13 protein-coding genes and 1 tRNA gene are annotated in these 14,125 nt (G+C 68.6%); all 14 read left to right on the top strand.

Features of this window, described 5'->3' with window-relative positions:
• The 14 genes from AC5RVV_RS11310 (at window position 1) to AC5RVV_RS11245 (ending at window position 14,088) form a co-directional block, all read left to right on the top strand.
• Window positions 1-405, top strand: a complete 405-nt coding sequence (locus AC5RVV_RS11310) for a cytidine deaminase (protein WP_494001488.1) — start codon at window positions 1-3, stop codon at window positions 403-405.
• 31 nt (window positions 406-436) lie between these two features.
• Complete coding sequence (locus tag AC5RVV_RS11305; RefSeq protein ID WP_494001487.1) at window positions 437-1,723, top strand: thymidine phosphorylase; 1,287 nt, start codon at window positions 437-439, stop codon at window positions 1,721-1,723.
• A 245-nt stretch (window positions 1,724-1,968) separates the two neighbouring features.
• A complete protein-coding gene (locus AC5RVV_RS11300; RefSeq protein ID WP_494001486.1) occupies window positions 1,969-2,856 on the top strand; it encodes a DedA family protein in 888 nt (295 codons plus the stop codon).
• A 60-nt stretch (window positions 2,857-2,916) separates the two neighbouring features.
• On the top strand, window positions 2,917-4,062 hold the full coding sequence (locus tag AC5RVV_RS11295; RefSeq protein ID WP_494001485.1) for an adenosine deaminase: 1,146 nt from the start codon (window positions 2,917-2,919) through the stop codon (window positions 4,060-4,062).
• Window positions 4,063-4,138: 76 nt separating this feature from the next.
• Window positions 4,139-4,864: a MazG nucleotide pyrophosphohydrolase domain-containing protein gene (locus AC5RVV_RS11290; RefSeq protein ID WP_494001484.1), complete on the top strand. Its 726-nt coding sequence runs from the start codon at window positions 4,139-4,141 to the stop codon at window positions 4,862-4,864.
• Window positions 4,865-4,954: 90 nt separating this feature from the next.
• Window positions 4,955-6,235: a phosphopyruvate hydratase gene (gene eno / locus AC5RVV_RS11285; RefSeq protein WP_494001483.1), complete on the top strand. Its 1,281-nt coding sequence runs from the start codon at window positions 4,955-4,957 to the stop codon at window positions 6,233-6,235.
• An 85-nt stretch (window positions 6,236-6,320) separates the two neighbouring features.
• Window positions 6,321-7,076 carry an FtsB family cell division protein gene (locus AC5RVV_RS11280; RefSeq protein ID WP_494001482.1) on the top strand — a complete coding sequence of 252 codons (756 nt, stop codon included), beginning with the start codon at window positions 6,321-6,323 and terminating at the stop codon, window positions 7,074-7,076.
• Window positions 7,077-7,146: 70 nt separating this feature from the next.
• A complete protein-coding gene (locus tag AC5RVV_RS11275; protein WP_494001481.1) occupies window positions 7,147-7,854 on the top strand; it encodes a DUF501 domain-containing protein in 708 nt (235 codons plus the stop codon).
• The gene (locus tag AC5RVV_RS11270) at window positions 7,854-8,804 is read left to right on the top strand and encodes a Ppx/GppA phosphatase family protein (protein WP_494001480.1); all 951 of its coding nucleotides are present in this window, start codon (window positions 7,854-7,856) and stop codon (window positions 8,802-8,804) included. The genes AC5RVV_RS11275 and AC5RVV_RS11270 overlap by 1 nt, the downstream gene beginning before the upstream one ends.
• A 49-nt stretch (window positions 8,805-8,853) precedes the next feature.
• Entirely contained in the window at window positions 8,854-10,296 is a 1,443-nt protein-coding gene (locus tag AC5RVV_RS11265) for a S8 family serine peptidase (RefSeq protein ID WP_494001479.1), read from the top strand.
• A gap of 78 nt (window positions 10,297-10,374) precedes the next feature.
• The gene (locus tag AC5RVV_RS11260; protein ID WP_494001478.1) at window positions 10,375-11,823 is read left to right on the top strand and encodes an NAD(P)/FAD-dependent oxidoreductase; all 1,449 of its coding nucleotides are present in this window, start codon (window positions 10,375-10,377) and stop codon (window positions 11,821-11,823) included.
• Window positions 11,824-11,920: 97 nt separating this feature from the next.
• Entirely contained in the window at window positions 11,921-12,430 is a 510-nt protein-coding gene (locus AC5RVV_RS11255) for a GNAT family N-acetyltransferase (protein WP_494001477.1), read from the top strand.
• 46 nt (window positions 12,431-12,476) lie between these two features.
• A tRNA-Leu gene (locus AC5RVV_RS11250) sits at window positions 12,477-12,549 on the top strand.
• Between the two features lie 144 nt (window positions 12,550-12,693).
• Window positions 12,694-14,088, top strand: coding sequence for an ABC transporter substrate-binding protein (locus AC5RVV_RS11245; RefSeq protein ID WP_494001476.1), 1,395 nt, complete (start codon window positions 12,694-12,696; stop codon window positions 14,086-14,088).
• Window positions 14,089-14,125: the final 37 nt, after the last annotated feature.

The following is a 14,125-nucleotide window of genomic DNA, read 5'->3' as shown; positions in this document are numbered from 1 at the left end:
GTGGAAGCACCAACGACGGCCCAGGTGGACTGGCACGCCCTCCAGCAGGCCGCGGAAGCCGCCATGCGGCTGGCCTACGTGCCGTATTCGGGCTTCCCGGTCGGTGCCGCCGCGCTGACCGACGACGGCCGGATCGTCTCCGGCTGCAACGTGGAGAACGCCTCCTACGGCTTGACCCTGTGCGCGGAATGTTCGCTGGTGAGCCAGTTGAACATGACGGGCGGCGGGAAACTGGCCGCCTTCAGCTGCGTGGACGGGGAGGGCAACGCCCTGATGCCGTGCGGCCGGTGCCGTCAGCTGCTGTACGAGTTCCGCGCGCCCGGCATGCTGCTGATGACGCCGGCCGGCGTCAGGACCATGGACCAGGTGCTGCCCGACGCCTTCGGACCGCAGCACCTGGCCTGACGGCCGGAACGCATCACCTAAGGAGCAGGACATGACCGAAACATTCGACGCCGTCGACATCATCCGGACCAAGCGGGACAAGGGAACGCTCAGCCCGGAGCAGATTGCCTGGACCATCGACGCCTACACCCGCGGGACCATTGCCGACGAGCAGATGTCCGCGCTGAACATGGCCATCCTGCTCAACGGCATGGACCGGGAGGAGATCGCGCACTGGACGACGGCGATGATCGCCTCCGGCGAGCGGATGGACTTCTCCTCGCTCGGCAAGCCGACCGCGGACAAGCATTCCACCGGCGGCGTGGGGGACAAGATCACCCTCCCGCTGGCCCCGCTGGTGGCAGTCTTCGGCGTGGCGGTGCCCCAGTTGTCCGGCCGCGGCCTCGGCCACACCGGCGGCACCCTGGACAAGCTCGAGTCGATCCCGGGCTGGCGGGCCCTGCTCAGCAATGACGAGATGATGAGCCAACTGGCCGACATCGGCGCCGTGATCTGTGCGGCCGGGGCCGGTCTGGCTCCCGCGGACAAGAAGCTCTACGCGCTGCGCGACGTGACCGGGACGGTCGAGGCGATCCCGCTGATCGCCTCCTCGATCATGAGCAAGAAGATTGCCGAAGGCACCGGCTCACTGGTGCTGGACGTGAAGGTCGGCAGCGGCGCCTTCATGAAGGATGAGCGCAACGCCCGGGAACTGGCCGAAACAATGGTCGCCCTGGGCCAGGACGCGGGCGTTAACACCGTCGCACTGCTGACCGATATGAGCACGCCGCTCGGGCTGACCGCCGGCAACGCCATCGAGGTCGAGGAATCCGTGGAGGTGCTGGCGGGCGGCGGCCCCGAGGACGTCGTGGAGCTGACCGTGAGGCTGGCCGAGGAGATGCTGCACGCCGCCGGCGTGACGGATGCCGACCCTGCTGCCGCGCTGCGGGACGGCCGCGCCATGGACGTCTGGAAATCCATGATCCGCGCCCAGGGCGGGGACCCCGACGCCAAGCTGCCGGTGGCCAGGGAGTCGGAGGTCGTCTACGCCGAGGCCGACGGCGTGCTGATGCAGCTGGACGCCCTGGCGGTCGGCGTCGCCGCCTGGCGGCTCGGTGCCGGACGCGCGCGCAAGGAAGACGCCGTGCAGGCCGGGGCCGGCGTGCGGATGCACGCCAAGCCCGGGGTGGTGGTCCGCGCAGGCGAACCGCTGATGACGCTGCTGACCGATACCCCCGAAAGGTTCGACCGCGCCAAGGATGCGCTGCGCGGCGCCGTCGTTATTGCCCCGGAGGGGAGCCGGCCGGCCCGGCGGCTGATCATCGACCGGGTGGCCTGACCCACCCAGAACCCCAGCTGAAAACAACTGGGGCAGCACGGATATATATCCACCGGGGCAAGCTCTTCCCGGCGTTCCCACGGCCCCGCTACGATGAAATGGTGCGGCCGGAGCGGGGGATGCCCCGGCGCACCGCGGGGTCTGCGGCGTTGAGCGATGGGGGCCCGGTCAGGGATCTACCCGATAGCGGCACAAGATGCGGCATGGCATCGTTGGACTAGGTATCCAGCGGACAGGAACACTTCGTGCAGACTTTCATGGACGCGCTCAGCGTCTTCATCATCGACGCGGCAGCGCAATGGTGGATTTACCCACTGCTTCTGGCTCTCTGCCTGATCGACGGGATCTTCCCGCCGGTGCCCAGCGAATCGGTGGTCGTGGCACTGGCTGCCATCGCGGTATCCGCCGGAGCCCCGAATATCTGGCTGGTAGCCGCCGTTGCCGCCGTCGGCGCGATGGCGGGGGACAACATCGCTTACCTGATCGGGCGCCGCATCGGCGCAGACCGTTTCCGCTGGATGCAGCGTCCCCGGGTTGCCGCGGCCTTCGCCTGGGCCCGCAGGGAGCTGGACCGGCGCGGCGCGCTGCTGATCCTGAGCGCACGCTACATCCCGGTGGGCCGGGTGGCCGTCAACATGACCGCCGGCGCCACCGGGTACAACCACCGCAAGTTCGTCCTGTTTTCCGTGGCCGCCGGCATCTCCTGGTCCTTGTACTCGGTAGCCATCGGGGCGCTGGCCGGGCGGTGGTTCCACGACAACAGCCTCCTGGCCGCGGGCCTGGCGATCATCCTGGCGCTGCTGCTGGGCCTTGCACTGGACCACGGCATGAAATTGGCCAACCGGCGCCGTGCCGCGCGGCTGCGCGCGGCTGCCCCGGCCGGGCACCGCGGAGCGGAGCCGGCCGCCGAAGCGGGGACGGCGGCGGATGCCGGGTCGACGGCGGAAGCCGGCCCCTCGGCGGCGGCAGGCGATGCCGGCGCGGCCACCGAGAGCCGGGACGCCGCAGTGGCGGCACGGCGCGATCCCGCCGACCAGCTGCCGGCAACGGGTTCGCGGACCGTCCGCTTCGAACCGTACGTTCCCCTGGCCGTGCCCTCCCGCAACCGTTCCGCCGCCAGACTCGACGACTGAACCCGGCGAGGGGATCCGCGCCGGTTCAGGCGTGCCCGGTGCTCGCGTAAGGTGGTGCCTGTGACTGAGCCTGAATACTCCGAAGACACCGCAGCCGACCTCGACGTCGACATCCGCAGCCTGCCGAAGGTTTCGCTGCACGACCACCTGGACGGCGGACTGCGCCCGGCCACCATCATTGAACTTGCCGCCGCCGAGGGCCACGAGTTGCCCTCCACCGACCCGGTGGCGCTCGGGGAGTGGTTCCGCGCGTCGGCGGATTCCGGCTCGCTGGTCCGCTACTTGGAAACCTTTGACCACACCATCGCCGTGATGCAGACCAAGGAAGGCCTGTTCCGTGTGGCCCGCGAATTCGTGGAGGACCTGGCCGACGACGGCGTGGTCTACGGCGAGGTCCGCTGGGCGCCCGAACAGCACCTAACCAAGGGCCTGACCCTGGACGAGGCGGTAGAGGCCGTCCAGGCAGGCCTGGAAGCCGGCGTGGACGCCGTGGAAGCCAGCGGCCGCCCCATCCAGGTGGGCCAGCTGGTCACCGCCATGCGGCATGCCGACCGCTCGCAGGAGATCGCAGAACTCGCCGTGCGCCACCGTGACCGCGGCGTGGTCGGATTCGACATCGCCGGAGCCGAGGACGGCTTCCCGCCCTCGCGCTTCAAGGACGCCTTCACCTACCTGGCCGAACAACAGTTCCCGGTGACGATCCACGCCGGCGAGGCGGCCGGAGTGGACAGCATCGTGGACGCGCTGGTCAGCGGCCGCGCGCTGCGGCTGGGCCACGGCGTCCGGATCGCCGAGGACATCCAAGTGGACTTCGGGCCCGACGACGAGGACGGCGAAGAGGTTGGCATGGTCACGCTGGGCCGGGTCGCCTCGTGGGTCCGCGACCGCGGCATCCCGCTCGAGTGCAGCCCGTCGTCGAACCTGCAGACCGGCGCGATCTCCGTCTTCGGCGAGGATATCCACTCCCACCCGTTCGACCTGCTCTACCAGACCGGGTTCAAGGTCACGATCAACACCGACAACCGGCTGATGAGCGGAGTCACGCTCTCCGACGAATACGAGTTGCTGATGGAAACCTTCGACTACGACCTGGACGACCTGCTGGAGATCACCCTCAACGCGGCCGAGGCCGCTTTCCTGCCGCTGGAAGAGCGTGAGGCGCTCATCGAGTTCATCGGCGAGGGCTTCAACAGCCAGCTGGGCTGACGCCGCGATGCCGCACGCCGGACACTCGTGTGAGCGGGGGCGGCTCCCGGACGCCCCCGCTCAGTCCGGCCGGGGGGTGCTCCCGGACGCCTCCGCTGAGCCCGGCCGGGGGCGGGCGCTCGCCAGGCTGCTGGACGTCGTGGCACAACTGCGCGAACACTGCCTGTGGACCGCGGCGCTGACCCATGAGTCGCTGGTCGAGTACCTCGTGGAGGAAGCCCACGAACTGGCCGAAGCCATCGAAACCGGCCACACCGGCCGGGCCGACGTTGCCGAGCTCAAGGGCGAACTGGCCGATGTGCTCTACCAGGTAGTGCTGCATGCCCGTCTGCAGGAAGAGCGGGGACATTTTGATTTCGACGCCGTGGCCGCGGAACTGACAGCCAAACTCATCCGGCGGAACCGGCATGTCTTCCGGCCGGACGGGTCCTTGCAGGACAAGTTTCCGGAGACCATCGCCGAGATCGTGGCCGGCTACGACGCGGTCAAGGCGGCGGAAAAGCCGGAGCGGACCACGCCGTTCGACGGGCTTCCGCACTCGCTGCCGGCGCTGGCGTTGGCAGCTAAATCGCTGGACCGCGCGGCCCGGGCGGGCAGCGCGTCGGCGGTCGGGCCGGAGCAAGACAGCGCGGCCGGGGGCACCGGCGCAGCCGGTGCTGCCCGGGCAGAACGCGAGGTCGGCGAGGATTTGTTCGCCGTCGTCCGCCGCGCAGTCGAGGCGGGCGTGGACCCCGAGCAGGCCCTGCGGGGTGCCGTCCGCAGATTCCAGCAGCGCGTAACGGAAGAAAACCGCGGCGGGTGATCTCGATTAGTCTTAAGCCGGACCTTGCAGCCGGCCACGGCCTCGCCTGCAGACATTCCATCTTTCGTTCCAACGAACAGGAGCTACTCCATGGCGCTGATCGATGCCATCCACGCGCGTGAAATCCTTGATTCCCGCGGCAACCCCACCGTAGAAGTTGAGGTGCTGCTCTCCGACGGCTCGATGGGACGGGCCGCGGTTCCGTCCGGCGCCTCCACCGGGGCATTCGAGGCGGTGGAACGCCGCGACGGCGAGAAGGACCGCTACCTGGGCAAGGGCGTCGGCCAGGCCGTGGCCGCCGTGGTGGACACCATCCAGCCGGCGCTGGCGGGCCTCGACGCCACCGACCAGCGGCTGATCGACCAGACCATGCTGGACCTGGACGGCACCTCCAACAAATCCGATCTGGGCGCCAATGCCATCCTCGGTGTGTCGCTGGCCGTGGCCTCGGCCGCCGCCGAATCCGCCAACCTCCCGCTGTACAAGTACCTGGGCGGCCCCAACGCGCACGTGCTGCCGGTCCCGCTGATGAATATCCTCAACGGCGGGTCGCACGCAGACTCCGACGTCGACATCCAGGAATTCATGGTGGTGCCGCTGGGCGCCGCCACGTTCTCCGAGGGGCTGCGCTGGGGCGTGGAGGTCTACCACAGCCTCAAGACCGTGCTGAAGGAGAAGGGCCTGTCCACGGGGCTGGGCGACGAGGGCGGCTTCGCCCCGAACCTGCCCAGCAACCGGGCCGCGCTGGACCTGATCACCGAGGCGATCACCCGTGCCGGCTACGCCCCGGGCAAGGACATCGCCCTGGCCCTGGACGTGGCGTCCTCCGAGTTTTACCAGGACGGCGCCTACCAGTTCGAGGGCAAGTCCCTGACGGCGGCGGAAATGAGCGCCTACTACGCCCAGCTGGTGGCCGACTTCCCGCTGGTCTCCATCGAGGATCCGCTGGACGAATCCGACTGGGAGGGCTGGGCCGCGCTGACGGCCGAGTTGGGCGACAAGGTGCAGTTGGTCGGCGACGACCTGTTCGTCACCAACCCCGAGCGACTGCAGCAGGGCATCGATGCCAAGACCGCCAACTCCCTGTTGGTCAAGGTCAACCAGATCGGTTCGCTGACCGAAACCCTGGAGGCCGTGGCCCTGGCCCAGCGCAACGGCTACACCACGATCACCTCGCACCGCTCCGGCGAGACCGAGGACACCACGATCGCGGACATCGCCGTGGCCACCAACGCCGGCCAGATCAAGACCGGCGCCCCGGCCCGTTCGGAGCGCGTGGCCAAGTACAACCAGCTGCTGCGCATCGAAGAGGAGCTCGACGACGCAGCCCGCTACGCCGGTCGCGGCGCCTTCCCGCGTTTCACGGCGTAGTTCGGCCCGACCCTCGGTAATGTCTTAAGCGGGGCCCGGCGGCAAAGCCGGAGCCCCGCACGACGACCACGGTGAGGAGCCGCGAATGTCCACCCGACGCCCCAACATGCCCCGGGCCGGCCGCCCGGCCGGCAGCGGGCCTGCTTCGGGCGGCGTGGACGGCAAGGACACCGACGCGCGGGAACCGGAGACCGGACAGGTGATCCGGGCCGACTTCGGCCGGCCCCCGACCAGCTCCGCTCCGCAGCCGGATGCCCGCACCCCCCGCGCGCCGGACGCCGGCCAGCAGCGAAAGCCGAAGCCGCCGGCGAAACCCAAACCCTCGCCGTCGGAAGCCCGCGCGGCCGAACGCCGGCAGCTGTCCGAGGCCATCCGGCAGCCGGCCGCACCGGCTGCCGGCCAAAAGCCCCGGCCACCGGCCAGGGAAACCCCGGCCGACGCCGTGCCGGTCCCGGCGAAAGCGTTCTCCGGGCGCCTGCTGGCGCTGGCCCTGGTGCTGGTATCAATCACCGTGCTGCTGGCCCCGTCGGTGCGGATCTTCATTGAACAGCGGGCGGAACTCTCCGCGCTGCAGGCGGACATCGCCGCCAAGAAAGACTCCAACGAACAGTTGACCAAGGAACTGGCCCGCTGGGACGATCCCGCCTACATCAAGCAGCAGGCCCGGGATCGCATATTCTATGTAATGCCGGGGGAGAAGCGGTACATGGTCACCGGCGCGGAGGGACTGCGCGAGTCCAACAAACATGCCTCCGCCACCGCACCCGAGGACCTGCCGTGGGTCGACGCCCTGTGGAACTCGGTGACCCGCGCGGCCACAGACTCGCCCGCAGCAGACTGACCTCCCGGCAGAGCCTGCCGAATCACACGGCCCTGCCCCACGGGCCGCAGCGCCAGGAAAGGACTGAGCCATGAACGACGCTCAGCGCACCCCCACCCCCGACGATCTCGACACCCTGAGCCGCCAGCTCGGCAGGCCCGTGCGCGACGTCGTGGAGATCGGCGCACGATGCGTCTGCGGAAACCCGCTGGTCGCCACGACGGCGCCGCGGCTCGGGAACGGAATCCCTTTCCCGACCACGTACTACCTGACCCACCCGGTCATCACGTCGGCGGTATCCCGGCTGGAGGCCGCAGGGGTCATGACGGAGATGACCGAACGGCTGGAGCAGGATCCGGAATTGGCCGCGGCCTACCGCCGCGCGCACGAGGAGTACCTGGCGGCCCGCGACGAGGTCGGCAGCCGGGCCGGCATCGGCGACGTGCCCGAAATCGCGGGAGTCTCCGCCGGCGGCATGCCCACGCGGGTCAAATGCCTGCACGTCCTAGTGGGTCATTCGCTGGCCGCAGGTCCCGGCGTGAATCCGCTGGGCGACGAAGCGATTGAACGTATCGCGGAATGGTGGACCGCGGACCGCTGCTACTGCCCCGGAGCCTGGGATGTGGACGGCATCGCTCCGGCCCGGGATCTAAGCCGGCACACCCGGACGCAGGGACTGACGGCCGAGGAGCTGGCCGCGAAGAAGGCCCGGCGAGCCGGCGGCAGGGAGGCGGCGGACGGCGACGGCGGCACCGTCGATGGCCCCACGTCCGGCCAGGCTGACGGAGGCGAGTCGTAGTGGCACGCGTCGGAGCCATCGATTGCGGAACCAACTCGATCCGCCTGCTGATCGCCGATGTCCAGGACGGCGGGCTCGCCGACGTGGTCCGCGAGATGAGAGTCGTGCGGCTGGGGCAGGGCGTCGACGCCACCGGGGCGCTCGCGCCGGAAGCGTTGGAGCGGACCTTCGCGGCGGCGGAGGACTATGCCGGCCAGTTGCGCAGCCACGGTGCCGAAACCCTGCGCTTTGTCGCCACCTCCGCCACCCGCGACGCCGCCAACCGCCAGGTCTTCGTCGACGGCATCCGCCAGCGCCTCGGCGTGGAACCTGAAGTGATCAGTGGCCGGGAAGAGGCTGAGCTGTCCTTCACGGGCGCCGCCAACGTCCTGGCGCCGCAACCGGGGGAGAAGGTGCTGGTGGTGGACCTGGGCGGCGGCAGCACGGAGTTCGTGCTGGGAACCGCCGACGGGGTGCTGGCCGCGCTCAGCACCGACATGGGCTGCGTCCGCTTTACCGAGCGGCACCTGCTCTCGGATCCGCCAACCGCCGCCGAGATCGCCCACGCCGTGGCGGGCGCCGAAGAACACCTGGCGCGCGTGCTCGACGAGGTGCCGCTGGCCGACGTCGACCGCTTGGTCGGAGTGGCGGGGTCCGTCACCACGGTCACCGCCCACGCCTTGCAGCTGGCCGAGTATCGTCCGGAAACCATCCACGGGGCGCATCTGGACGGTGCCCGGCTGGATGCTGCGTGCACCTCCCTCTTGGAGATGACGCGGCAACAGCGGGCCGCGTTGCCCTACATGCATCCTGGACGGGTCGATGTCATCGGCGCCGGCGCGCTCATCTGGCGGACCGTTTCCCGACGGCTGGCCGCGCTGACCGGCGGCCGCGTGGACGGTGCGACCGCCAGCGAACACGATATTCTTGACGGAATCGCCCTGAGTGCGGCCACCCGGCTGCCGCACTGAGCTTCCCGGGTTCCGGGGACCAAACCGCTTTGCCAACGAAGGGACATCCATGCGCCAGCGCGACAGTGAACGGCCGGCCAGACGCGCGGCCGCGTCGAAGGCCTTCTCGCTGGGAACGGCGATCGCGGTGCTCGCTTCGTTGGTGCTGGCCGGCCCGGCCCAGGCGGACGACACCCGCGACAAGGAATACTGGCTGGACGCCTATGGGATTCGCGCCGCCTGGGACGAATCGCAGGGCGAAGGCGTCAAGGTAGCAGTGATCGACAGCGGCGTTGACGCGACGCACCCGGACCTCAAGGGTGCCGTGGTGGGCGGTACCGACGTATCCGGCTCCGGTGATCCCGATGGCCAGCGGGGCATCGGGCAAACGCCGGAGCACGGCACCTTGGTTGCCACCCTGCTGGCCGGACGCGGCCATGCACCGGAGAAAGACAAGAAGGACGACAAAAAGAAGAACGACAAAGAGTCCAAGTCCAAGTCCAAGCACAAGGACGAGGGGATCGGCGCCGGCACGGACGGCGTGATCGGGGTGGCACCGAAGGCACAGATCCTGACGGCGTCGACCTGGCTCGGCACGCCCAACCCCTCGGGCATCGGCGTCGACGAGCAGATCCCGGCGGCCGTCCGCTGGGCCGTGGACAATGGCGCGCAGGTCATCAACATGTCACTGACCAGCTCCAGCACCTCCTGGCCGGAGAGCTGGGACGCGGCGTTCCTCTACGCCGAACAGCATGACGTGGTGGTCGTCGCCGCCGCGGGCAACCGCGCGGGCGGCACGGAACAGTCCGGCGCCCCGGCTACCATCCCCGGCGTGCTGACCGTGGCCGGATTGAACCGCGACGGCGAGGCGAGCCAGGAGGCCTCGGCACAGAGCATCGTCATCGGTGTTGCGGCACCGGCCGAAAACCTGGTCGGCGGACTGCCCGGCGGCCTCTATGCCGACTGGTCCGGCACCTCCGGTGCCACGCCGCTGGTCTCGGGTGTGGCCGCACTGATCCGCTCCAAATACCCGGACATGAGCGCGGCCCAGGTGATCAACCGCATCGTCAGCACGGCCAAGGACGCAGGTGTTCCGGGCCATGATCCGATCTACGGCTACGGCGTACTCGACGCGGAGGCAGCCCTGAACGCGGACGTGCCGGAGGTCGCCGGCAACCCGCTCGGCTCCATCGCGCATTGGATTACGGTGCACCGCCGCGGCGAAGCCGCCGCCCCCCAGTCGGAGGCTCCGGTGCAGTCCAAGGCCGAGGCGCCGGATATTCCGGAACCGACTACGCCCGTGGCGGTTCCCCCGAACAGCGAAGACTCGGTGCTGCCGGCCGTCCTCGTGTTTTCGTTCGGCGGACTGATCGCCGCCGTCCTGGTATTGGGCGCCGTCCAGACCCTGCGCACGCGCAAGGCCGTGCGGCAGGGCACGTCGGCGGTCGAGGAAGCAAACACGGACTTCATCCCGCCGATCCGGGAAGAGATCCGGAAGCCGGCCAAGCGCTGATTCTGCCGGGCCTCAGGGCTGTTATGCCCGCCGTCCGTACTTCGTGAAAAGTTTCACAAAAGCGGCTATACTGAGGGCATGGCACTCACTCCTGCTCTGTCCGATCGTCCGCGCGTCCTGGTGGTCGGCGGCGGTTACGTTGGTCTTTACGTCGCGCTGAACCTCCAGAAGAAGGTCAAGCGGCACGGCGGCATCGTTACCCTGGTGGACCCGCTGCCGTACATGACCTACCAGCCGTTCCTGCCCGAGGTCGCCTCCGGCAGCATCGAAGCCCGCCATGTGGTGGTCAACCACCGGCAGCACCTGCGGGACACCGAACTCATCACCGGCAAGGTGACGTCGATCGACCATGCCGCGAAGAAGGCCGTGATCACCCCCGCCGTCGGCGAGGCCTTCGAACTGGACTACCGCGACGTCGTCGTTGCCGCCGGTGCCATTACCCGCACCTTCCCGATCCCGGGACTGGCCGAAGCCGGCATCGGCCTGAAGACGGTCGAAGAAGCCGTGGAACTGCGCAACAAGGTCCTCGAGCGGATCGAATCCGGTTCGTTGCTCCCGGAGGGGCCGGAGCGGACCCGCGCGCTGACCTTCGTCGGGGTCGGCGGAGGCTTCGCCGGCATTGAAGCCATGACCGAGATCGAGGACCTGGCCCGCGCCGCCGTCAAGAAGAACGGGCGGCTGCGCCAGGAAGACCTGCGCTTCGTCCTGGTCGAGGCGATGGGCCGGATCATGCCCGAAGTCACCGAAGACCAGGCCGAATGGGTCGTCGAGCACATGCGCTCGCGCGGCATCGAGGTCATGCTCAACACCTCACTGGCCAAGGCAGAAGGCGGCGTGCTGGAGCTGATCAACATGCCGGACAAGACTCCCGCCGAAACCTTCGAGGCCGACACCCTGCTGTGGACCGCCGGAGTCCAGGCGAACCCCGTGGCGCGCAACTTCGGCTTCCCGCAGGACGAGCGCGGCCGGATCAAGGCCGACGCCACGCTCCAGATCATCGACGAGAACGGCCCGATCGACGGAGCCTGGACCGCCGGCGACGTCGCCGCCGTGCCGGACCTGACCGGCGGCGGCGTGGGAGGGTTCTGCGTTCCCAACGCCCAGCACGCCATCCGCCAGGCGAAGCGTCTCGCCAAGAACATCTACGCCGCCCGCTGGGGCGTGGGTACCGTTACCGAGTACAAGCACAAGAATCTGGGCGCAGTCGCCGGCTTCGGCCTGAACAAGGGCGTCGCCAAGATTATGGGCATCAAGCTCAAGGGCTGGCCGGCATGGATGGCCCACCGCGGCTACCACGGGATGGCCATGCCGACGGTGGAGCGCAAGATCCGCGTGATCTCGAACTGGTTCTGGACGATCTTCCTGGGCCGCGACACCACTCGCCTTGCCGACCTGCAGACTCCGTACCGCCAGTTCCGCGAGGCGGCTTCCCCCAAGCCGCGCCCGCAGGCCGCCGACGCCCCCAAGCCGGCAGGGGCTGCCAAGGGCACCGAGGCGGACAAGGAACTCGCCTCCACCGGCCGCTAGGCGCACCAGCATCAGGCCCGGGTACCGCTGTGGCGGTGCCCGGGCCTCACTGCATTTAAGGAGCTCCCGGCGGGGCGGGGCCGCATAGAATGCTGCGGTGAGGATCAGGACGGAACAGCGGGACGACCGGTCGGCCGTGCTCCGGCTGGTGGCACGCGCCTTCGCCACCGACGACGGCGATGAACCGGTGGAAGCCCGGCTGCTGGCCGAGTTGTACGGCTGCGACGGCTTCCTGCCGGAGTTTTCGCTCGTCGCCGAAGAAGGGGGCGCCGTCGTTGGCCATGTCATCAGCACCCGCGGCTGGATTGGCGATGAGCCCGCGCTGGGGTTGGGGCCCCTTGCCGTGGAGCCGAACCATCAGCGTGCAGGGATCGGGGCGGCCCTGCTGCAGGAAACGCGGCATCGCGCCGAGGCGGCCGGGGAGAGCGTGATCGTGCTGCTGGGAAGCACCGGCTACTATCCGCGGTTTGGTTATCGGCCAGCCAGCGAACTGGGCATCGGTGCCCCGGATCCGTCGTGGGGCGCCAACTTCATGGCCCTCCCGCTGGCCGGCCGGCCGGTGCCGGCGGGTGTTTTCCGCTACGCCGAACCCTTCGGGCGATTGTGAACCGGCGCGGGCCCATCAAGTACCCTAGGTAGGTGCCGGAGTGCTGGCCCCCGTAGTCCAATGGCAGAGACAACCGACTTAAAATCGGTCCAGTGTGGGTTCGAGTCCCACCGGGGGTACGGATTAAGTGTGACGAGCGTTACAAGGATGTAACCCAAAACGCTTATTTTCAACAACGAATTGGACTAGTTTTCTCTGTAATCAGGAATACCTGGTGATCGCATCAAAGGTTCGCGGACCTTTCGATCGAGGAGAAAACATACATGACTGCAACACGCAACGCAGTGCTTTTCGGCACCGGCGCCAACTCCGCACGCGCGGGAAGGGTGGCCGCGCTCGGATTGGGGATCGCTTTGTTTGCCTCGGCTTGCGGCGGGGGCACGTCAACGCCCTCGGAGACCGGCGGGGGAGCCGGCACATCGGCACCGGCGGGCGCATCCGGTTTGGTCTGTCCCGAGGGGGGAGAGGGCGCTGGCCCCACCTCAGGCGCGACGGGTGATCCCTCCGCCGTTCCGGAGACGAAGGGCTCCACCGATACCCCGCTGAAGATCGGCACGCTGCTGCCTGCCACCGGCTCGCTGGCCTTCCTGGGCCCGCCGGAAGTCGCGGGCGTCGAGCTGGCCGTCGAACGGATCAACGAGGCCGGCGGCGTCCTGGGCAAGGACGTGGAAACCATCCAGCGAGACTCCGGCGATACCACCACCGACATTGCAACCCAGTCCGTGACCGAACTGCTGAGCGAGGACGTCAGCGCCGTCGTAGGCGCAGCGTCCTCGGGCGTCTCCAAGACGGTGATCAACCAAATTACCGGCGCGGGCGTGGTGCAGATTTCCCCTGCGAACACGTCGCCGGACTTCACCACCTGGGACGACAACAACCTGTACTGGCGCACCGCCCCGTCCGATGTGCTGCAGGGCCGCACGCTGGGCAGCTACATGGTGTCCTGCGGCGCCCAGACGCTGGGCATGATCGTGCTGAACGACGCCTACGGCACCGGCCTCGCGGAGAACGTCAAGCAGGCGTTTGAGGGCGCCGGCGGCCAGGTAGTGGCCACCGAGATGTTCAACGAGGGCGACTCCCAGTTCAGCTCGCAGGTGGACGCCGTGGTCAACGCCAAGCCCGACGCGATCGCGCTGATCACCTTTGACCAGATCAAGTCGATCGCACCGCTGCTGCTGTCCAAGGGAGTCACCCCCGACCAGATGTTCCTGGTGGACGGCAACACCTCGGACCTGAGCGCGGACCTCGATCCGGGTGCCATGGCCGGAGCCCAGGGCACGATCCCCGGAACGTTCGCCAAGGAAGATTTCCAGGCGGCGCTGGCGAAAATGGACGATAAGCTCAATTCCTACTCCTACGCAGGTGAGTCCTACGATGCGGTGAACCTGGTGGCCCTGGCAGCCGAGGCTGCCGGAAGCACCAAGGGCGAGGACATCGCCAAGGAAATGCAGGGCGTGTCCGCGGACGGCGAAAAGTGCTTCGACTTCGCCGGCTGTGTCACGCTGCTGCGCGACGGCAAGGACATCGATTACGACGGCATCTCCGGCCCGATCTCGTTCGACGAGAACGGTGATCCGACCGAGGCCTACATCGGCATCTACGAGTACGACGACACCAACGTACCGCAGCCGAAGCGCGAGGAGTTCGGCCAGCTGTAAGGCTGATCCAGCACCACGGGTAGCACTGCAGAGGGTC

The sequence above is a fragment of the Arthrobacter sp. MDT2-34-1 genome, assembly GCF_059091365.1.
The sequence above is the reverse complement of the archived record's forward strand: the minus strand, read 5'-3'. Positions and strand labels throughout refer to the sequence as shown.